General features: G+C 59.9%; 16 protein-coding genes. 12 read left to right on the forward strand and 4 right to left on the reverse strand.

Translation table 11 applies throughout. The annotated features are described in order from the left end of the window. Window positions 1-23: 23 nt before the first annotated feature. The 3 genes from ubiU to ubiT are packed head-to-tail and all read left to right on the forward strand — an operon-like array spanning window position 24 to window position 2,384. Complete coding sequence (gene ubiU / locus AB4O41_RS28535; protein WP_052964423.1) at window positions 24-1,019, forward strand: ubiquinone anaerobic biosynthesis protein UbiU; 996 nt, start codon at window positions 24-26, stop codon at window positions 1,017-1,019. 10 nt (window positions 1,020-1,029) lie between these two features. Continuing rightward, window positions 1,030-1,920: a U32 family peptidase gene (locus AB4O41_RS28540; RefSeq protein ID WP_460145600.1), complete on the forward strand. Its 891-nt coding sequence runs from the start codon at window positions 1,030-1,032 to the stop codon at window positions 1,918-1,920. Further along, window positions 1,914-2,384, forward strand: coding sequence for a ubiquinone anaerobic biosynthesis accessory factor UbiT (gene ubiT / locus AB4O41_RS28545; protein ID WP_460145601.1), 471 nt, complete (start codon window positions 1,914-1,916; stop codon window positions 2,382-2,384). Before AB4O41_RS28540 ends, ubiT begins: the two co-directional genes overlap by 7 nt. Window positions 2,385-2,957: 573 nt before the next feature. Here ubiT and AB4O41_RS28550 read toward each other — a convergent pair. The 4 genes from AB4O41_RS28550 to AB4O41_RS28565 form a co-directional block, all read right to left on the reverse strand. Next, entirely contained in the window at window positions 2,958-3,356 is a 399-nt protein-coding gene (locus AB4O41_RS28550) for a putative zinc-binding protein (protein ID WP_460145602.1), read from the reverse strand. 74 nt (window positions 3,357-3,430) lie between these two features. Then, window positions 3,431-4,105 carry a Crp/Fnr family transcriptional regulator gene (locus AB4O41_RS28555; RefSeq protein WP_367375195.1) on the reverse strand — a complete coding sequence of 225 codons (675 nt, stop codon included), beginning with the start codon at window positions 4,103-4,105 and terminating at the stop codon, window positions 3,431-3,433. Window positions 4,106-4,191: 86 nt separating this feature from the next. After that, window positions 4,192-4,839, reverse strand: a complete 648-nt coding sequence (gene narL / locus AB4O41_RS28560; RefSeq protein ID WP_048392499.1) for a two-component system response regulator NarL — start codon at window positions 4,837-4,839, stop codon at window positions 4,192-4,194. Then, window positions 4,836-6,638 (reverse strand): HAMP domain-containing protein, encoded by a 1,803-nt coding sequence (locus AB4O41_RS28565; protein WP_460145603.1) that lies wholly within the window; start codon window positions 6,636-6,638, stop codon window positions 4,836-4,838. The genes narL and AB4O41_RS28565 overlap by 4 nt, the downstream gene beginning before the upstream one ends. Window positions 6,639-6,942: 304 nt before the next feature. On the opposite strand from AB4O41_RS28565, the gene AB4O41_RS28570 reads away from it, so the two are divergent. From AB4O41_RS28570 to AB4O41_RS28610, 9 genes are all read left to right on the forward strand, one after another. Next, window positions 6,943-8,247, forward strand: coding sequence for an MFS transporter (locus AB4O41_RS28570; RefSeq protein ID WP_460145604.1), 1,305 nt, complete (start codon window positions 6,943-6,945; stop codon window positions 8,245-8,247). Beyond that, window positions 8,225-9,622 carry a NarK family nitrate/nitrite MFS transporter gene (locus AB4O41_RS28575; protein WP_460145605.1) on the forward strand — a complete coding sequence of 466 codons (1,398 nt, stop codon included), beginning with the start codon at window positions 8,225-8,227 and terminating at the stop codon, window positions 9,620-9,622. The genes AB4O41_RS28570 and AB4O41_RS28575 overlap by 23 nt, the downstream gene beginning before the upstream one ends. Before the next feature lie 69 nt (window positions 9,623-9,691). Further along, window positions 9,692-13,465 (forward strand): nitrate reductase subunit alpha, encoded by a 3,774-nt coding sequence (locus tag AB4O41_RS28580; protein ID WP_460145606.1) that lies wholly within the window; start codon window positions 9,692-9,694, stop codon window positions 13,463-13,465. Between the two features lies 1 nt (window position 13,466). Further along, the gene (gene narH / locus AB4O41_RS28585; RefSeq protein ID WP_038982852.1) at window positions 13,467-15,005 is read left to right on the forward strand and encodes a nitrate reductase subunit beta; all 1,539 of its coding nucleotides are present in this window, start codon (window positions 13,467-13,469) and stop codon (window positions 15,003-15,005) included. Window positions 15,006-15,007: 2 nt separating this feature from the next. Then, window positions 15,008-15,763: a nitrate reductase molybdenum cofactor assembly chaperone gene (gene narJ, locus AB4O41_RS28590; RefSeq protein ID WP_038982853.1), complete on the forward strand. Its 756-nt coding sequence runs from the start codon at window positions 15,008-15,010 to the stop codon at window positions 15,761-15,763. Next, complete coding sequence (gene narI, locus AB4O41_RS28595) at window positions 15,756-16,436, forward strand: respiratory nitrate reductase subunit gamma (RefSeq protein WP_367375201.1); 681 nt, start codon at window positions 15,756-15,758, stop codon at window positions 16,434-16,436. Before narJ ends, narI begins: the two co-directional genes overlap by 8 nt. Before the next feature lie 93 nt (window positions 16,437-16,529). Continuing rightward, entirely contained in the window at window positions 16,530-17,405 is an 876-nt protein-coding gene (locus AB4O41_RS28600; protein ID WP_460148451.1) for a peptidylprolyl isomerase, read from the forward strand. A 25-nt stretch (window positions 17,406-17,430) separates the two neighbouring features. Beyond that, window positions 17,431-18,423, forward strand: a complete 993-nt coding sequence (gene moaA / locus AB4O41_RS28605) for a GTP 3',8-cyclase MoaA (protein WP_460145608.1) — start codon at window positions 17,431-17,433, stop codon at window positions 18,421-18,423. Between the two features lie 144 nt (window positions 18,424-18,567). Beyond that, on the forward strand, window positions 18,568-20,583 hold the full coding sequence (locus AB4O41_RS28610) for a ribonucleoside triphosphate reductase (RefSeq protein ID WP_460145609.1): 2,016 nt from the start codon (window positions 18,568-18,570) through the stop codon (window positions 20,581-20,583). Window positions 20,584-20,600 lie beyond the last annotated feature (17 nt).

A 20,600-nucleotide genomic window follows, 5' to 3' on the forward strand; every position in this document is an offset into this window, starting at 1 on the left:
GCGTTTTTTCATGAGGATTACCCATGCAACTGGTCTGCCCGGCAGGGAACCTGCCTGCGCTTAAAGCGGCGGTGCGCCAAGGCGCCGATGCCGTTTATGTCGGCTTTCGCGATGACACCAACGCCCGGCATTTCGCGGGGCTGAACATGGACGACAAACAGTTCGACGCCGCCGTCGCTCACATCCGCCAACATCAACGCAAACTCTACGTCGCGGTCAACACGTACCCGCAACCCAAGGGCTGGGAACGTTGGCAGCGGGCGGTCGATCGCGCCGCCGATTTCGGCGTCGATGCGCTGATCGCCGCCGACCCCGGGGTGCTCAACTACGCCAGCCAGCGTCACCCGCAACTGGCCTTGCACCTGTCGGTCCAGGGCTCGGCGACCCATGCTGCGGCGCTGGAATTTTATGCGCAGCGCTATGGCATTCGACGCGCGGTGCTGCCGCGAGTGTTGTCGTTGGCGCAAGTGCGCCAGGTCGCCGCGAGCAGCCCGGTGCCCATCGAAGTGTTTGGCTTCGGCAGCTTGTGCATCATGGCCGAAGGGCGTTGCCATCTGTCTTCCTACATCACCGGCGAGTCGCCGAACCTCTGTGGCGTCTGTTCGCCGGCCAAAGCGGTGCGCTGGAGCGAAGACGCTGAAGGCTTGAGCGCACGGCTCAGTGAAGTGCTGATCGACCGTTACACACCTGACGAACCCGCCGGTTACCCGACCCTGTGCAAAGGCCGTTTCCTGGTCGGCGGCAAACGCTTTCATGCGCTGGAAGAACCCACCAGCCTCGACACCCTGGACTTACTGCCGGAACTGACGGCCATCGGCGTCGAAGCGGTGAAAATCGAGGGTCGTCAACGCAGCCCGGCCTATGTCGAACAAGTCACCCGTGTCTGGCGCGCGGCACTGGACGCCCATCGTGGCGCACCAGGCAGTTTTCGGGTCAAGGAGGAATGGCGTCAGGTGCTGGCCGGTTTGTCCGAAGGCAGCCAGACCACTCTGGGTGCTTACCATCGATCATGGCAATGAGGGATTCGACATGAAACTCAGCCTGGGACCGGTCCTGTTTTATTGGGACAAAGAGCAACTCAGCAACTTTTACGCCGAGATGTCGACCTTGCCCCTGGATGTGATTTACCTGGGGGAAACCGTGTGCTCGAAACGTCGGGCTTTTTCGTTGGATCAATGGCTGGGGTTGGGCCGTGAGTTGCAGGAATGCAGCCAGGCACAACTGGTGCTTTCCAGCCTGACGCTGATCGAAGCGGCGTCCGAACTCTCTAGCCTGCGCCGGCTGTGCGACAACGGCCAATTGCTGGTGGAAGCCAACGACATGGGCGCGGTGCAGTTTTTGGCCGAGCGCAAGTTGCCATTCGTGGGTGGCCCGGCTCTCAATTTGTACAACGGTCACTCATTGGCGCAATTGCTCGACAGCGGCATGACTCGCTGGGTGCCGCCCGTGGAATGTTCGGCGGCGCTGATTGGTGATGTGATCGAACAGGTACGCGAACTGGGCCATGCAGTGCCGGAAGTTGAAATATTTGCCTATGGGCATTTGCCGTTGGCCTATTCTGCCCGCTGCTTTACGGCTCGGGCGGAAAACCGGCCCAAGGATGACTGCCAGTTTTGCTGCATCAACTACCCCGACGGCCTGCCACTGACCAGTCAGGAAGGGCAGGCGCTGTTCACCATCAACGGTATTCAAACGATGTCGGCCGAGGTGACCAATCTGTTGGCCGATTACTCCGGGCTGGTGGCCTGCGGTGCCGATCTGTTGCGCTTGAGTCCTCGTGCCCAGGGCATGGCCGAAGTGGTCGAGGCGTATCAACGGGTTCGTCTGGGCGAGACACCGCCGCTGTTCGTCGAAGGGTGCAATGGTTATTGGCATGGCCAGGCCGGCATGCTGCGCGTCGAGGAGGTCGGCCTGTGTTGAATCGGAAAAAATGGCTGTTGAAAGGTGCTGACCGGTTGTTGCCGTTGGTGCGCCGGGTGCCTTTTGCCGTGCAGCGTCTGGGGTTGCAACAGGCGCTGAATCGTTGTCTTGCCGGGCCGTTGCGCGATGGTGAGTTCGAGGTGTTGCGTGGGCGTTGGTTGTGTTTGCGGATTCCGGATTTGGGGTTGTCCTGGTATCTGACGCTCAGTGGTAAAGGGTTGCGGATTGCCGAGCATGCCATGGCGCATGTGACGATCAGTGGTAATTGGCGGGAGTTTTTATTGCTGGCGAGTCGTCAGGAAGATCCGGATACATTGTTTTTCCGCCGGCGTTTGGTGATTGAGGGGGATACGGAGTTGGGGTTGGCGTTGAAGAATCTGATCGACAGTCTGGATCCTGATGTGTTGCCTGTTTGGTTGTGGCGCAATCTGGAGCGGGCGGGGAAGGGATTGGCGGCGGGGTAATCGGCGTGGTTCAACTGTGGGCGCTGGCTCGCGGCTCCCGTACATATCCATTTCTGCGGTAACGGCTGCTAATGGTTCCGCCCTTACGGCGGGTCACTTGGAAAAGCGCCAAGTAACCAAACGCTTTTCGCCCCTGACGTACGATGGCTCGCCTAGGCTCGCCATACCCTCACTCCGGTCCTGCTCCGTGGGCCCGCCGCCATCGGCCATCCATGGCCGGGGGCGGCTACCGCGGCATCCTTGCCGCGGTGCCCACTGCGCAGAACCTGCGCTCGGCCTTCCGATGGGGCAGGTCAAGATCAAGATCAAAAGCCAAAGCCAAAGCCAGATCAACAGCCAGAGCCAAAGCAACAGGAGTCGTTCCCACACTGATCGTTCCCACGCTCTGCGTGGGAATGCCGCCGGGCACGCTCCGCGTTCCGCTCGCGACGCAAGACTTGAGTCCTGCGCACGGGTGACGCGGAGCGTGGGAATGATCAGGTGTACGCGCAGGTGTCGAGGAAGCAGGCCGGCCGGTAGGCCGCCTCGCTTTTGCTGTTGCGGTACTCGCCTCCACAGGGTTTTTGTTGTTCTTCAGGCCATCGTTTCCCGGCGGCTTACATGCTGGCGAGCATCACTGGCAATCAACTGGCTGATCCCTTCAAACAACTCATCACTCTGCGCCTGCGTGCAGTCCTCGCCATAGCGTTTGCGCAGCCCATACTGACTCAGAATCAGATGCACATCAGCATGCAGCCCATGCTGCTTGAGGCAGTTTTCAACACATTGCAACGGGCAGCCATCCAGCGCGAAGATCCGGCGCCCCGAGCGTGCCTTGTTGACCAACGCCGCCACATGCCCGCCAACACCGACGATGCAGGACATTTCAGCCAGGCCGCTGCGGTCCAGTCGCACCGCCAGGGAATTGGCCAGTTGAGCAACGTTGGAACAGCCTGAGCAGGAGTAAACCAAAGGCAGGGTTGAACGGGGCATTTGCACTCTCCGTGGATGGGCTCTGCCAGTGTGCAAGGTGCGTGGCATTGCGCCTTGATGATGGTCAATTCCGACTATTGAAAAGCCGCCAGCTCCTCTTCAGCGAGGATGCTGATATGGCGACGCTCCATGGCGATCAGGCCGCACTCCACCAGGCGATGCAAAATCCGCGAGAAGGTTTCCGGCTGAATCCCCAGCTTCGACGCCACCAGGCGTTTGGACACCTGCAAGACAATCTGGCCGGTAACCGGATGGCGTTCCTGGAACAGAAAATTGATCACCCGACGGCTCGCACTGGCCATGGTCAAGGTATCGATGTCACGCAGACGCAGGTGCAGGTGAACGCTCATGCTCGCGAGAATCGCCAGACAGACTTTCGGCTGGTCCTCCAGGGCATTGCGGTAATGGTTGCCCTCGATACTCACCAGCACGCTGTCCTTCAGTGCGGTGGCGCTCACCGGGTAGAGCCGGGCCTGGCTGAACAGCAGGGCTTCGGCAAAGGTCTGGCCGGGCTGGATGATCTCCACCAGGTTTTCCTGGCCTTCGCCGGTGAGCCGGTACAACTTGACCTGGCCGCTGACCAGCAGGAAAAAACGCCTGGCCGGATCCCCTTGATGCATGAGCGTACTGTGACAACTCAGGCGTTTGAGCATGGCCAGGCTGCAGACTTCCTCGAAGATTTTCTCCGGGAGTTGGCTGAACAGATGATGACGGCGTAACGTTAAAACGATGGAAGGGTGGGTCAGCATGGCGTACCTCCGCTGACCGTCATAGTAGAGAGCGCAGGCCAAATGACCTATGCCTCTGCAGGCCTACCTCCAAAGAGGAATGCCTGTCAGCCCGCACTGCGCAGATGCTCCATGGCCCACACCGCCGCCTCTACCCGCGAGCGCAAGCCGAGTTTGTGCAGCAGGTTTTTCACGTGGACCTTGACCGTTCCTTCGGTGATGCCCAGCTTGTGCCCGATGACCTTGTTGCTGAAGCCGCTGGCGATGGTTTTCAACACCTGACGTTCACGCTCGGTCAATTCCACCACGGCCTGGCGTGGCGGAGAACGTAGCGCCTGCGCCATCACTTGGGTCAGCCCCGGGCTGATCACCAAGGCGCCGTTCAAGGCATCGCGGATGTACTGGATCAACAGTTCCGGTTCCATGTCCTTGAGCAGATAGCCGTCGGCGTCCAGACGCAGCGCATCGCGAATATCGTCTTCGGCGTCCGACACGGTAAACAGCAGCACTTTGCCGGTGTAGTGCATGGCCCGTAGTCGGCGCAGGGTTTCGATGCCATTCATTTGCGGCATGTTGTTGTCGAGCAAGACCAGATCCGGTCGAAGCGGCTCAATCAGGCCGAGTGCTTCTTCACCCTGGCTGGCTTCGCCGACGATCAGGAAATCATCTTCGAGTTCGAGCATCTGGCGAATGCCGTGACGCATCATCGGATGGTCGTCTACCAGCAGGATTCTGTGTTGTGGGGACGGGTTCATGGGGTGCTGCCTTCTGTTTGCTGTCCGAGAAATTCCGGGTGGAATTCCAGTTGGACACGGGTGCCTTGGGGTTCCCTGGAAATGATCTGCAGCTGGCCGTGCAAGCTGCGAGCCCGCTCATCCATGATGTTCAGGCCGTGGTGTTCGCGTTGGTCGACGTTGCCGCTGAAGCCGCGACCGTCGTCTTCGATCGACAATCTGACCGTCTCGCCGTCTTGGCGCAGTTGTAGCCAGGCGTTTTGCGCATGGGCGTGGCGCAGGCAGTTGGAGAGCGCCTCGCGGGTGATCTGCAGAATGTGGATCTGTTCACTGGCCGATAGCTGAAAGGCCAGCGTGTCGACGTGCAGATGCATCTGAAACTCGCCGCGCCGGGAGAACTCTTCGGCGGTGTCCTTGAGTTCCTGCACCAGTCCCGCGTCGTGAATCTGCAAGCGAAACGTGGTCAGCAACTCGCGTAACTGGCGGTAGGCATTGTTCAGTCCCTCGCGCAATTCGGCGGTGACGTTTTCCAGGGTCTGGGTCGGTTCGCCCCGGCGCATCAGGGTCTGCATTCGGCTGACTTGCAGCTTCATGTAGGACAGGGCCTGGGCCAGTGAATCATGCAGCTCGCGAGCGATGATCGTGCGTTCTTCGAGCAGCAGCAGGCGATGATCCTGTTCCCGTTGGCGCTTGAGCGTGAGCGAGGTGCCGATCAGATTGGCCAGGGCCTGGATCAGCTGGGTTTCCCAGGCTTGCATAGGATGACTGTCGACAAAGTGCGCCTTGAGTTCACCCAGTTCACTGCCCTGGTTGCTGATGCTGAAGATTTGCGGGTTAGTTTTAGGGTGCCGCTCGCAGGTTGCACAGTCGCTACTGGCGCAGACTTCCCGGATGCTCGCGCCATGCAGGGCGAGCAACTGCTGGGCCGGTGCCTGCAGTTGGCCTTGCAGACACAGCGACAGGCGCAAGCCGGGCAGGCGTTGCTGGAAGCGTCGAATCAATTCATCCAGGCCTTCGGCATTGGCCAGGCGTGTGGCCAGGCTTCGGCTGGTTTGATACAGGAGCTCCAGGGCGGCATTGGCTTGTTGCAGGTTCAGGGTTTTTTGCAGGACCTGACTTTCCAGAGTGCGATGCGACTCTTCGATGGTCTCGGCCATGCTATTGAAGCTCATGGCCAACTGACCCAGTTCGTCCTGGGATTGATGGTTGACCCGCACCTTGAAGTCGCCGCGACGAAAGCGCTGGGTTGCATCCACCAACTCTTTCAAAGGGGTGACGACGCCGTACTGCAACTCATATAACCCGATCAGCAGGACGATCATGGTGGTGAACAGGGCCATGCCCTGGATCGCCTGTTGCCAGCCTTGCTTTTGTTCGCTCTGGCGCTGCAACAGATTGACGAATTGGTTCAGTTGCTCAACGAAGGAGTGGGCCTGGACCTGAAAGGCCGCAGCATCGTCGCGCTCAAGTGCCGGGCGTAAATTCTCGTTCCATTGTTGCTGGATTTGCCCATAGCTGACTTGCAGGGCGGCGGTCGGGCCATCTTCCAGCACGGCCTTGAGTGACTGACTGGTGAGACGGGTTTGCAGGCTGTCGGTGATGGCGGTGATTTCTGAGGGCGTTGCACCCGCGGCGAGTTTCCAGCTCAGGTGATAGGTCTCCATGCGCACCGAGCCTGCGGTGTTGATGGCGGCGGCATCACCCTGGCTGAACCAGGCGATCAGCCCGGCGCTCAACGAACTGGCGAGCGCCAGCACGGCGATCAGGATTACCGCCAGCCCGGCGCGAGCGGGCAGGGAGCTGCGCAACCAGCGCATCATCAGCGCAGGTCCCGGAAGAAATAAGGAAAGCAGAGCATGTGCAGCACCAAAGTGGGTTTTTGCCGCCGATCCCGGGCGCGCTACCTCTAAAGAGTTGCCGACGGTTCCTTGTCAGCAAAAGCATCGGTTAAAACCCTTAACAAGCTGATAAATAAAGGGTTTTAAGGTTGTCTCGAACTACCTCCTTAGAGGTAGACCGCACAAGCATAGGCCTATGCCCCCTAGGGCTTCGTTGACATGGATCAAGTTTTTGCGGGGTTGGCCTCTCTAGTCTGCCGGCATGGCTAACTGACTGGAGAGCATTGTGAACCAACCGCGTGTACGACAAGGCTTGGTGCTGGGCATGAGCACGCTGGCCTTCACTGTGTGCTTCATGGTCTGGATGATGTTTGCCGTGCTCGGGGTGCCGATCAAGGAACTGCTCCAGCTCAACGAAACCCAGTTCGGCCTGCTGGCCGCGACCCCGGTGCTGACCGGCTCGTTGGTGCGTTTACCGCTGGGTTTGCTGACCGACCGCTTCGGCGGGCGCAGCGTGTTCTTCCTGCTGATGCTGTCTTGCGTCGCACCGCTGTACCTGATCAGCCACGCCACCGCCTATTGGCAGTTTTTGGTGCTGGGCTTGTTCGTCGGCCTGGCCGGCGGCTCGTTTTCGGTCGGGATTGCTTACGTCGCCAAATGGTTCGACAAGGAGAATCAAGGCTTCGCCATGGGCATCTTCGGCGCCGGTAACGCCGGGGCTGCGGTGACCAAGTTTCTCGCCCCGGCACTGATTGCTGTCGGCAGCTGGCAACTGGTGCCGAAAGTCTTTAGCGCGATCCTCTTCATTACCGCGCTGCTGTTCTGGTTCCTCAGTGCCGAAAACAAGGATCACCGCAGTGCCACCGGCGCCAGCTTGCGTGAACAACTGCGCTCGCTGAAAGACCCTGCGGTGTGGCGCTACTGCCAGTACTACTCGATCGTCTTCGGCGGCTACGTCGCCCTGGCACTGTGGATGACCAAGTACTACGTGCAGGAATACGGTTTCAGCCTGCAAAGCGCGGCGCTGCTGGCGGCCTGTTTTTCCCTGCCCGGTGGCGTGCTGCGCGCCGTCGGCGGCTGGATGTCGGATCGCTGGGGCGCGCAAAGCGTGACCTGGTGGGTGTTGTGGGTCAGCTGGATCTGCCTGTTCCTGCTCTCGTATCCCCAAACTCAACTGCAAGTGCAGACCATCAACGGCCCGCTGGATTTCCACATCGGCCTCAATCCCGCGCTGTTCACCGTGCTGCTGTTCGTCATGGGCATCGCCTTCGCGTTCGGCAAGGCCTCGGTCTTCAAGTACATCGCCAATGACTACCCGAAAAACATGGGTGCGGTGTCCGGCATCGTCGGCCTCGCCGGTGGCCTGGGTGGTTTTGTGCTGCCGATCCTGTTTGGCGCCCTGGTGGACCTCACCGGCGTGCGCTCTTCCTGCTTCATGTTGATGTACGGCGTGGTCTGGGTCTCCCTCACCTGGATGTACTTCAGCGAAATACGCAAAAGCCCGGTGCTGGGTAAAGCGCCGCTGCTGACCCCGTCCCCGATTTCCAGTATTGCCCTAGGAGAAGAACATGTCCGTTCTGCAAAAGCCTGACAAAGGCCCGGTCATTCATGACTGGCGCCCCGAGGACCCCGCGTTCTGGGGAAGTAGCGGCAAACAGACCGCCACTCGCAACCTGTGGATTTCCATTCCTGCGCTGTTGTTGGCCTTCGCGGTGTGGATGGTCTGGAGCACGGTGATCGTGCGTTTGAACGCCATCGGCTTCACCTTCACCACTGACCAGCTGTTCTGGCTGGCGGCGTTGCCGGGGTTGTCCGGTGCAACCTTGCGCGTCTTCTATTCCTTTATGGTGCCGATCTTCGGTGGCCGTCGCTGGACCGCCCTGAGCACCGCGTCGCTGCTGTTGCCATCGATCTGGATGGGCTTCGCCGTGCAGGACCCGAGCACCTCCTACAGCGTGTTCGTGTTGATTGCCTTGCTCTGCGGTTTTGGTGGCGGCAACTTTGCCTCGAGCATGTCCAACATCAGCTTCTTCTATCCCAAGTCGCAGCAGGGCACGGCCCTTGGCCTCAACGCCGGGCTGGGTAACCTGGGCGTCTCGGTGATGCAGTTCTGTGTACCGCTGGTGATTACCTTCGGTGTGTTCGGCTTCATGGGCGGCTCGCCGCAAGCACTGCCGGACGGTGGTCAGTTGTGGTTGCAGAACGCCGGTTTCATCTGGGTGCCGTTTATTGTCCTGGTGACCGTGCTGGCCTGGTTCGGCATGAATGACCTGTCCAGCGCCCGCGCTTCCTTCAGCGAACAGGCGGTGATCTTCAAGCGCAAACACAACTGGCTGATGTGCTGGTTGTACCTGGCGACCTTCGGTTCGTTCATCGGTTTTTCCGCCGCGTTTCCGCTGCTGATCAAAACCTCCTTCCCTGATGTGATTGCCTTGAAGTTTGCCTTCCTCGGCCCGTTGGTCGGTGCGCTGGTACGTCCATTGGGCGGCTGGCTGGCCGACAAGCTCGGTGGCGCGAAAGTGACCTTGTGGAACTTCGTGGCGATGATCGCGATGGTCTTCGGCGTCATGCACTTCCTGCCGCAGAACGGTACCGGCGGCAACTTCTACGGCTTCCTCGGCCTGTTCATGTTGCTGTTCATCACCACTGGCGTCGGCAACGGCTCCACCTTCCGGATGATTCCGGTGATCTTCCGCACCCAACATGAAAAAGCCGCGGCCGGAAAACCACCGGCAGTGCGCGAACAGGCGCTCAAGGATGCCGGCAAGGAATCAGCTGCGGTCCTGGGCTTCAGTTCGGCCATGGGCGCCTTCGGTGCGTTCTTCATTCCCAAATCCTTCGGCTCTTCGATGGCCCTGACCGGCGGCCCGGAGATGGCCTTCTACATGTTCGTCGGCTTTTACCTGAGCTGCATCGTGGTGACCTGGTGGTGGTACGCGCGCAAAGGCGCCGCGACACCCTGCTGATACGACCCGAATTCAACCATTGCGTGGGCGGGGCACAGACTCCGCGACAAAGCCTGAGAGGACTACACCGTGAGTCATTTACTGGATCAATTGCGGTTTTTCAACCGTAAGCAAAACGAGTTTTCCGACGGTCATGGAGAGACCCGAAAAGAGTCGCGCGACTGGGAGAACGTCTACCGTTCTCGCTGGCAGTACGACAAGATCGTACGGTCCACCCATGGGGTGAACTGCACCGGCTCCTGCTCGTGGAAAATCTACGTCAAGAACGGCCTGATCACCTGGGAAACCCAGCAGACCGACTACCCGCGTACCCGCAACGATCTGCCTAACCATGAGCCCCGTGGCTGCCCGCGTGGTGCCAGTTACAGCTGGTATATCTACAGCGCCAACCGGCTCAAGTACCCGAAAATCCGCAAGCCGTTGCTCAAGCTCTGGCGCGATGCGCGGCAGACCATGGCGCCGGTGGAAGCCTGGGCCAGCATCGTCGAGGACAAGGCCAAGGCCGACTCCTATAAAAGCAAGCGTGGCATGGGTGGCTTCATTCGTTCCAACTGGGAGGAAGTCAACGAGATCATCGCCGCGGCCAACGTCTACACCATCAAGCAGTACGGCCCCGACCGGATCGTCGGCTTCTCGCCGATTCCGGCCATGTCGATGGTCAGCTACGCAGCAGGTGCGCGTTACCTGTCGCTGATCGGTGGCGCGTGCCTGAGTTTCTACGACTGGTACTGCGACTTGCCACCGGCCTCGCCGATGGTCTGGGGCGAGCAGACCGACGTGCCGGAATCGGCCGACTGGTACAACTCCAACTACATCATTGCCTGGGGCTCCAACGTTCCGCAGACCCGGACCCCGGATGCGCACTTCTTTACCGAAGTCCGCTACAAGGGCACCAAGACTGTGGCGATCACCCCGGACTACTCGGAAGTCGCCAAGCTCACCGACCTGTGGCTGAACCCTAAGCAGGGCACCGACGCGGCGCTGGCGCAGGCGTTCAACCATGTGATCTTCAAAGAATTCCACCTGGACAAACCGAGCGCCTATTTCACCGACTACGCCAAGCGCTTCACCGATTTGCCGGTGCTGGTGCTGCTCAAGCAAATGGTCGACAAGGCACCGGGCGCCGGTTACCAGCCGGATCGCTTCCTGCGTGCAAGTGACCTGACCGACAACCTCGGCCAGGAAAACAACCCGGAATGGAAAACCATCGCGCTGGATGTCAGCGGCGAACTGGTTTCCCCTCAAGGCTCCATCGGTTATCGCTGGGGTGAGAAGGGCAAGTGGAACATCCTGCCGCGTGAAGGCGGCGAAGGCCGTGAGATCGATCTGAAGCTGAGCCTGATCGGCGATGACGTTGCCGAAGTAGCGTTCCCGTATTTTGCCGGCGAATCCCACGAGCACTTCCAGCACGTGGCCGGCGATGCCGTGCAATACCGCCGCGTGCCGGTGCATAACGTGGTCCTGGCGGACGGCAGCGTAGCCAAAGTCGCCACCGTATTCGACCTGTCGGCTGCCAACCTGGCCATCGACCGCGGCCTCGGCGGCGATAACGTGGCCAAGGATTACAACGACGCCTCGGTGCCGGGCACCCCGGCCTGGCAGGAGCAGATCACCGGCGTCAGCCGTGAGAAAGCGATCCAGATTGCCCGTGAGTTCGCCGACAACGCCGACAAGACCAAGGGTCGCTCGATGATCATCGTCGGCGCGGCGATGAACCACTGGTACCACATGGACATGAACTACCGCGGGCTGATCAACATGCTCATGCTCTGCGGGTGTGTCGGCCAGACCGGTGGCGGTTGGGCGCACTATGTCGGTCAGGAAAAACTGCGTCCGCAATGCGGCTGGCTGCCTCTGGCATTCGGCCTGGACTGGAACCGTCCGCCTCGCCAAATGAACGGCACCAGTTTCTTCTACGCCCACAGTTCGCAATGGCGCCACGAGAAGATGAGCATGCACGACGTGCTCTCGCCACTGGCCGATAAATCACAGTTTCCCGAGCATGCCCTGGACTACAACATCCGCGCCGAACGCGCCGGTTGGTTGCCCAGCGCACCGCAACTCAACACTAACCCTTTGCACATTTGCCGTGATGCGGCTGCGGCCGGCATGGACCCGAAAGACTACGTGGTCAAGTCGCTGCAGGACGGTTCGCTGCGCTTCTCCTGCGAACAGCCGGACAGCCCGGTCAACTTCCCGCGCAACATGTTCATCTGGCGTTCCAATCTGCTGGGCTCCTCGGGCAAGGGCCACGAGTACATGCTCAAGTACCTGCTCGGCACCAAGAACGGAGTGATGAACGAAGACATCGGCCAGGTCGGCGATTGCAAACCCGAAGAAGCCGAATGGGTGGACGAGGGCGCTATCGGCAAGCTCGATCTGGTCACCACGCTGGACTTCCGCATGTCGTCGACCTGCGTCTATTCCGACATCGTCTTGCCGACCGCAACCTGGTACGAAAAAGACGACATGAACACCTCGGACATGCACCCGTTCATTCACCCGTTGTCGGCCGCCATCGACCCGGCGTGGGAATCGCGTTCCGACTGGGAAATCTACAAAGGCATCGCCAAGGCGTTTTCCAGCATGGCCGAAGGGCATCTGGGCGTTGAGAAGGACCTGGTGACCATCCCGCTGATGCACGATAGCGTTGGCGAACTGGCCCAACCGTTTGGCGGCACCGACTGGAAAAGTGCTGGCGTGGCCCCGGAACCGGGTAAAAACGCACCCAACCTGCACGTGGTGGAGCGTGACTACCCGAACATCTACAAACAGTTCTCGTCCCTCGGGCCATTGCTGGAAAAACACGGCAACGGTGGCAAGGGCATTAACTGGAACACCGAAACCGAAGTGAAATTCCTCGGTGAACTCAATCACAAAGAAGGCAATGCCGGTATCAGCCACGGCCGTCCGAAAATCGACACGGCAATCGATGCCGCCGAAGTGATTCTGTCCCTGGCGCCGGAAACCAACGGCCATGTTGCCGTCAAGGCCTGGGCCGCGCTGTCGGAATTCACCGGCATCGACCACAGCCACCTGGCGCTGTCCAAGGCCCACGAGGCGATTCGTTTCCGCGACATTCAGGCACAGCCGCGCAAGATCATTTCCAGCCCGACCTGGTCGGGTCTCGAAGACGATCACGTCAGCTACAACGCCGGCTACACCAACGTTCACGAAGGGATCCCATGGCGCACCATCACCGGTCGCCAGCAGTTCTACCAGGATCACCCGTGGATGCAGGCGTTCGGCGAGCAACTGATGAGTTATCGCCCGCCGGTCAACACCCGCACCATCGAAGGGGTGAAAGGCAAGCGCAGCAACGGCCACAAGGAAATCGTCCTGAACTGGATCACTCCGCACCAGAAATGGGGCATCCACAGCACCTACAGCGACAACCTGCTGATGCTGACCCTCAGCCGTGGCGGGCCAATTGTCTGGCTCTCGGAGAACGACGCGAAAAGCGCCGGCATCGAGGACAACGACTGGATCGAATGCTTCAACGTCAACGGTGCACTGACCGCCCGTGCGGTGGTCAGCCAGCGCGTCAAGGACGGCATGGTGATGATGTATCACGCACAGGAACGGATCGTGAACGTGCCAGGTTCGGAAACCACCAAGACCCGTGGCGGCCACCACAACTCGGTCACCCGCGTCGTGCTCAAGCCGACCCACATGATCGGCGGCTATGCCCAGCAGGCCTACGGTTTCAACTATTACGGCACGGTCGGTTGCAACCGCGATGAATTCGTCGTGGTGCGCAAAATGTCCAAAGTCGACTGGCTCGATGGTTCAAGTGGCGATGACCTGCCGCGTCCACTGCCGACCGATATCGAGGAGAACTGAGATGAAGATTCGCTCACAAATCGGCATGGTTCTGAACCTGGACAAATGCATCGGTTGCCACACCTGTTCCATCACCTGCAAAAACGTCTGGACCAGCCGCGAAGGCATGGAATACGCCTGGTTCAACAACGTTGAATCGAAACCCGGGATCGGCTACCCGAAAGAATGGGAAAACCAGGACAAGTGGAAGGGCGGCTGGATCCGCAATGCCAACGGCACGATCAACCCGCGCATCGGCGGTAAATTCCGCGTGTTGGCGAACATTTTCGCCAACCCGGATCTGCCGAGCCTCGACGATTACTACGAACCGTTCGACTTCGATTACCAGCACCTGCACACCGCGCCGCTGGGCGAGCATCAGCCGACTGCACGTCCGCGCTCGCTGATTTCCGGCAAGCGCATGGAAAAAATCGAATGGGGCCCGAACTGGGAAGAGATCCTCGGCACCGAATTCGCCAAGCGTCGCAAGGACAAGAACTTCGACAAGATCCAGGCGGACATTTACGGCGAATACGAAAACACTTTCATGATGTATTTGCCGCGCCTGTGCGAACACTGCCTCAACCCGACGTGCGCCGCGTCGTGCCCGAGCGGGGCGATCTACAAGCGTGAAGAAGACGGGATTGTCCTGATCGACCAGGAAAAATGTCGTGGCTGGCGGATGTGCATTAGCGGCTGCCCGTACAAGAAAATCTACTTCAACTGGAAGAGTGGCAAGTCCGAGAAGTGCATCTTCTGCTACCCGCGGATCGAAGCCGGGATGCCGACCGTTTGCGCGGAAACCTGCGTCGGGCGCATCCGTTACCTCGGTGTGCTGCTGTATGACGCCGATCGCATCAGCGAAGTGGCGAGCACCGCCAACGAGCAGGACCTGTACGAGAAACAACTGGAGATTTTCCTCGATCCGAATGACCCGGCGGTGATTCGTCAGGCCCTGGCCGATGGCGTACCGCAGTCGGTGATCGATTCCGCCCAGCGCTCGCCGGTCTACAAAATGGCCGTGGACTGGAAACTCGCACTGCCGCTGCACCCGGAATACCGCACCTTGCCGATGGTCTGGTACGTACCGCCGCTGTCGCCGATCCAGAACGCCGCCACTGCCGGAACCGTCGGCATGAACGGGGTGATCCCGGACGTCGACAGCCTGCGTATTCCACTCAAGTACCTGGCGAATCTGCTGACCGCCGGTGATGAAAAACCGGTCAAGCGTGCGCTTAAACGCTTGCTGGCGATGCGCGCCTACAAACGTTCCGAGCAAGTCGATGGCGTTCAGGACCTGCAAGTGCTCAAGGATGTCGGCTTGAGTGTGGCCCAGGTCGAGGAGATGTATCGCTACCTGGCGATTGCCAACTATGAAGACCGCTTCGTGGTACCGAGCGCGCACCGTGAAGACGCCATGAGTGACGCCTTTGCCGAGCGCTCCGGTTGCGGCTTCAGTTTCGGCAGCGGCTGCAGCGGCAGTTCCGACACCAACATGTTTGGTGCGAAGAAAGCCAACCGCCGCGACATCCTGAAAACCGTCCAGTTGTGGGAGGAATGAGCATGCAAATTCTCAAAGTGATTTCGCTGCTGCTCGATTACCCGACCGAGACGCTGATTGGCGGTCGCGACGAACTGGAGCAGGCGATTATCCAGTCCCGGGAAATCAGCCCCAAGCAACGCGGCGCGTTGTTCGAATTGCTCGAGCTGATCTGCGCCAATGACCTGATGGACGGGCAGGAGCACTACGGTGCGCTGTTCGGCCGAGGGCGTTCGCTGTCGCTGCTGCTGTTCGAGCATGTGCACGGCGAGTCCCGCGACCGTGGTCAGGCGATGGTCGACATGATGGCGCAATACGAAGAAGCCGGTTTTGCCATCGGCGTCAAAGAGCTGCCCGATTACATCCCGCTGTACCTGGAGTTCCTGTCTACCCGCGAAGACATCGAGGCCCGCGAGGGCCTGGCGGATGTTTCGCACTTGCTGGCCTTGCTCGCGGCACGTCTGGAAGAGCGCGAAAGCGCCTATGCCAGCTGCTTCCGGGCGTTGCTGCAAATTGCCGGGGCCGAACCGCATCAGGCGGTGGCCGACCTGCGAGCGCAGGTGGCGGCGGAACCGCGCGACGACTCCCTCGAAGCCCTCGACAAGATTTGGGAAGAGGAGGCCGTGGACTTCCTCCAGGCCGAACAGCAGGACCGTTGCAGTGGACTGCCAAGCGCACCGGGCAAGGCTCGGGAAGAAAGCGCGGTGCCGTTGCACTGGGTGGATTTTCAGCATGAAGGGTTGGCCGCCGCGCCAGCCAAGGAGGTAGGCAATGTCTAAATGGAACCTGTTGTTGTTCGGGATCTATCCCTATGTCGCTTTGGCCATTTGCCTGATTGGCAGTTGGGCACGCTTCGATCTGTCGCAATACAGCTGGAAGGCAGGTTCGAGCCAGATGCTCAATCAGCGCGGGATGCGCGTGGCGAGCAACTTGTTCCATGTCGGTGTGCTGTTCGTGCTGGCCGGGCACTTCGTCGGGCTGCTGACGCCTGCGTCGGTCTATCACCACGTGATCAGCACTGAGAACAAGCAGTTGCTGGCGATGGTCTCCGGCGGATTCTTTGGCCTGCTGTGCTTGATCGGCTTGCTGATGCTGGTCAATCGGCGGCTCACCGATCCTCGGGTCCGTGCCACCTCCAGCCCTTCGGACATTCTGATTCTGCTGGTGTTGCTGGCGCAGTTACTGCTCGGTCTGCTAACGATTGCGGCATCCACCGCGCATATGGATGGCTCGGTGATGGTGATGCTCGCCAACTGGGCGCAGAACACCGTGCTGTTGCGGCCGATGGAAGCGGCGGCGTCCATCGCACCGGTCGGGCTGACCTACAAGTTGCACGTGTTTCTCGGTTTGACCCTGTTTGTGCTGTTCCCCTTCACCCGTCTCGTACACATGATCAGCGCACCGATCTGGTACCTGGGGCGTCGTTATCAAATCGTTCGTCAGAAGTACTGAGGAGACAATCATGTCAGGTGGATGTGGATGTGGTGGTGGTAACGGCGGCAGCGGTGGCTGCGGATCTTCCAAAAAGCCGAGGACGTTCTCGACATCGCGCCGGTCGCAGAGGCGCAGTTTGAAGCACTCCCGACTGAGCCGGCGGCTGCCGGTGATGCTCCGGCGCAGTTGATCGCCAGCAGCGAACAGGAGTGGCCGATCATCAGCGTCAATGAGGTGTCGATCACCCCGGAAGCGATGGCCCAGGAGCTGCAATATCACCCGGCCGAAAGCCGCGAAGAGGCGGTCTATCTGGCCGCCCGGGCGCTGGTGATCCGCGAGCTGTTGCAGCAGCGCATTGTCGAACTCGGCGTGTCGCTGGAGATCGGCGCGGGGGAAAACGAAGAAGAAGCGGCCACGCGCTTGTTGCTCGAACGCGAGGTGCACGTGCCGCAGTGCGACGAGGAAACCAGTCTGCGCTACTACGAAAATAATCGTGGGCGCTTTCACAGCGCACCGTTGCTGGCGGTTCGGCACATCCTGCTCGAGTGTGCGCCGGATGATGTAGAGGCGCGCGCCGTTGCGCATGATCAGGCGAAAGTTCTGCTGCAACGTCTGGAGGATTTCCCTGGCAGTTTCGCCGAGCTGGCCGTGAAATATTCGGCCTGTCCGTCGAAGGCTCAGGGTGGTTCCCTGGGGCAAATCAGCAAGGGCCAGACCGTGCCCGAACTGGAACGTCAGCTGTTCACTCTGGCGCCGGGCCTGGCCAGCAAACCGCTGGAAAGTCGCTACGGCTGGCATGTGGTCAGTGTCGACCAGCGGATCGAAGGCATGCCGTTGCCCTATGAAGTGGTGTCGACGGCGATCCGCACGCAGTTGCAGCAAGGCGTCTGGCAAAAAGCCCTGGTGCAATACCTGCAAACCCTGATCGGTGCAGCGGATATTCGCGGCATCCACTTGCAGGGCGCCGACTCACCGCTGGTGCAGTGAGCATCGAGGCAAACCGGGAGATGTGATGAACGCTGTAATGCAGGATGGCTTTGGACGGCAGATCGATTATCTGCGGATGTCGGTGACGGACCGGTGTGATTTTCGCTGTGTGTATTGCATGGCGAAAAACATGACCTTCCTGCCGCGTCAGCAGGTGCTCACGCTGGAAGAGTTGCAGCGTCTGGCAACGCTGTTTGTCGGGTTGGGCGTACGCAAAATCCGCCTGACCGGCGGCGAGCCGCTGATTCGTCCGGGCATTGTCGAACTGTGCCGCAACATCGCCGCGCTACCCGGTTTGCGCGAACTGGTGATGACCAGCAACGGCTCGCAACTGAGCCGCCTGGCCCGGCCATTGGCAGAGGCGGGGGTCAAGCGGATGAACATCAGCCTCGATAGCCTGGACGGGCAGAAATTCCGCGCGATCACTCGCATCGGCGATCTCGATCAGGTGCTCAACGGCATCGAAGCGGCGCGGGATGCGGGGTTTGAGCGGATCAAACTCAACTGCGTGGTGATGAAAGGGCGCAACTTCGATGAAGTCCCGGCGTTGGTGCAATACGCCATCGATCAGCGCATCGATATCAGCTTCATCGAAGAAATGCCCTTGGGCGACGTCGGCCGTTCCCGGGGCGAATCGTTTTGTTCCAGCGAAGAAGTGCGGGCGCTGATCGCCAGCCAGCATCGGTTACTCGACAGCACTGAAAACAGCGGCGGACCGGCACGCTACGTGCGCCTGGAACGCCATCCCGATACCCGGATCGGTTTCATTTCACCCAACAGTCACAACTTTTGTGGCAGCTGTAATCGGGTGCGGATGACTGTGGAAGGGAAGCTGTTGCTTTGTCTGGGGCAGGACGATGCTCTGGATTTAAGAGGGTTGCTGCGGCGTTATCCGCTGGATGATCAACCGCTGATCAATGCGGTGCAGAAGGCCTTGCGCGGCAAGCCGTTGCGCCACGACTTCAGCCCCGAAGGGGAGGTGCAGATAGTGCGGTTCATGAACATGAGTGGCGGTTGAGCTGATCCTCGCCGTCTTTGGGATGTTTTTTTCACCGCCAAATCTTGATATCGATCAATTGCAGATCAGCCCTTTGTCCGTAGTCTTCACTGCATGTTGTGTTTGTTTGTCTATAAACATCTATATGTAGTATCTGGAGGCCGAATGCAGAGCACGCTGATCTCAGTAGGATGTAACCGCTTGCACAAGCGCGATGGCAGTCTGGTCGCCTTCGATGCCGACAAGATCCGCCAGGCGTTGATTGCCGCCGGCAAGGCAACCGGGGAGTACACCGAGGTTGAGGTTGAAGGTTTGCTTCAGGCGGTACTCGCTCGGCTGGACGGACTGCCAAGGCTGCATGTCGAGCAGATCCAGGACCGTGTTGAACGGGTATTGATGGACGCCGGTTTCTTCTTCGCCATGCGCGCCTACATCGTCTACCGCGAACAACACGGGCGTTTGCGTCGTGACCGCCGGACCATGGTCGAAGTGGCGACCTCGATGAACGAGTACCTGGACCGTGAAGACTGGCGGGTTCAGGCCAACGCCAATCAGGGGTATTCCCTGGGCGGGTTGGTGTTGAACGTGTCGGGCAAGGTCACTGCCAATTACTGGCTGGACGAGGTGTACAGCGAGGCCATCGGTCAGGCCCACCGCGAGGCGGATTTGCATGTGCACGACCTGGACATGCTCGCCGGTTATTGCGCCGGGTGGTCGCTGCGCACCCTGTTGCACGAGGGGCTCAACGGTGTGCCGGGGCGTGTCGAAGCCGGTCCGCCGAAGCACTTGAGCAGCGCTTTAGGGCAAATGGTGAATTTCCTCGGCACCCTGCAAAACGAATGGGCCGGTGCTCAGGCGTTCAGTTCATTTGACACCTACCTGGCGCCCTATGTACGCAAGGATCAGCTGAGTTATCAGGAGGTGCGGCAGGCGATTCAGGAGTTCATCTACAACCTCAACGTGCCGTCGCGCTGGGGTACTCAGACGCCGTTCACCAACCTGACCTTCGACTGGGTGTGCCCGCAGGATTTGCGTGAGCAGATACCCGTCATCGGCGGGGAAGAAATGCCGTTTGCCTATGGCGACCTGCAAGTCGAAATGGACCTGCTCAACCGCGCCTACATCGAGGTAATGCAGGCCGGCGATGCGAAAGGGCGGGTGTTCACCTTTCCGATCCCGACCTACAACATCACCCATGACTTTCCGTGGGACAGCGAAAACGCCGACCGTTTGTTCGAGATGACGGCGCGTTACGGCTTGCCGTACTTCCAGAACTTCCTCAATTCGGACCTGCTGCCCAATCAGGTACGTTCGATGTGCTGTCGCTTGCAACTGGATGTGCGCGAGTTGCTCAAGCGCGGTGGCGGTTTGTTCGGCTCGGCGGAACAGACCGGGTCACTCGGCGTGGTGACCATCAACTGCGCCCGTTTGGGCTATGTGTTCAAGGGCAACACCAGTGGTTTGTTGCAGCGTCTGGACACGCTGATGGAACTGGCGATGGAAAGCCTGGAGGTCAAGCGCAAGGTCATTCAGCACCACATGGATGCCGGTTTGTACCCGTACACCAAGCGTTACCTGGGAACCCTGCGTAACCACTTCTCGACCATCGGCCTCAATGGCATGCATGAAATGCTGCGCAATTTCACCGGCGACGAGGAGGGCATGCACACCGAGCACGGCCGGCAGTTTGCCCTGAAGATGCTCGATCATGTGCGTGCCACGTTGCTGCGTTTCCAGGAAGAAACCGGCCACATGTACAACCTGGAAGCGACACCGGCAGAAGGCACCACTTACCGCTTCGCCAAGGAAGACCTCAAGCGCTATCCCGATATTCTCCAGGCCGGCAGTGTGCAAGCGCCGTATTACACCAACTCCTCGCAACTGCCCGTGGGCTACACCGAAGACCCCTTCGAGGCGCTGGAACTTCAAGACGAGCTGCAATGCAAATACACCGGCGGCACGGTCTTGCACCTGTACATGGCCGAGCGAATTTCTTCGACCGAGGCCTGCAAGCAACTGGTGCGCAAAGCCCTTGGCCGCTTCCGCCTGCCGTACCTGACCGTGACCCCGACCTTCTCCATCTGCCCGGTGCACGGCTACCTCGATGGCGAACATGAGTTCTGCCCCAAGTGCGACGAGGTTCTGTTGCTGCAAGAACAGAAAGCCGGCGCCGTTCATTGATTTTTATCCACTCAACC

This window comes from Pseudomonas sp. S2_A02 (assembly GCF_054668495.1).

What these genes read in the sequence shown, in the direction of transcription:
- ubiU (WP_052964423.1), top strand. Translation starts at nt 24, where the DNA reads ATGCAACTGGTCTGCCCGGCAGGGAACCTGCCTGCGCTTAAAGCGGCG.
- AB4O41_RS28540 (WP_460145600.1), top strand. Translation starts at nt 1,030, where the DNA reads ATGAAACTCAGCCTGGGACCGGTCCTGTTTTATTGGGACAAAGAGCAA.
- AB4O41_RS28550 (WP_460145602.1), bottom strand. Translation starts at nt 3,356, where the DNA reads ATGCCCCGTTCAACCCTGCCTTTGGTTTACTCCTGCTCAGGCTGTTCC.
- AB4O41_RS28555 (WP_367375195.1), bottom strand. Translation starts at nt 4,105, where the DNA reads ATGCTGACCCACCCTTCCATCGTTTTAACGTTACGCCGTCATCATCTG.
- narL (WP_048392499.1), bottom strand. Translation starts at nt 4,839, where the DNA reads ATGAACCCGTCCCCACAACACAGAATCCTGCTGGTAGACGACCATCCG.
- AB4O41_RS28565 (WP_460145603.1), bottom strand. Translation starts at nt 6,638, where the DNA reads ATGATGCGCTGGTTGCGCAGCTCCCTGCCCGCTCGCGCCGGGCTGGCG.
- AB4O41_RS28575 (WP_460145605.1), top strand. Translation starts at nt 8,225, where the DNA reads ATGTCCGTTCTGCAAAAGCCTGACAAAGGCCCGGTCATTCATGACTGG.
- narH (WP_038982852.1), top strand. Translation starts at nt 13,467, where the DNA reads ATGAAGATTCGCTCACAAATCGGCATGGTTCTGAACCTGGACAAATGC.
- narJ (WP_038982853.1), top strand. Translation starts at nt 15,008, where the DNA reads ATGCAAATTCTCAAAGTGATTTCGCTGCTGCTCGATTACCCGACCGAG.
- narI (WP_367375201.1), top strand. Translation starts at nt 15,756, where the DNA reads ATGTCTAAATGGAACCTGTTGTTGTTCGGGATCTATCCCTATGTCGCT.
- moaA (WP_460145608.1), top strand. Translation starts at nt 17,431, where the DNA reads ATGAACGCTGTAATGCAGGATGGCTTTGGACGGCAGATCGATTATCTG.
- AB4O41_RS28610 (WP_460145609.1), top strand. Translation starts at nt 18,568, where the DNA reads ATGCAGAGCACGCTGATCTCAGTAGGATGTAACCGCTTGCACAAGCGC.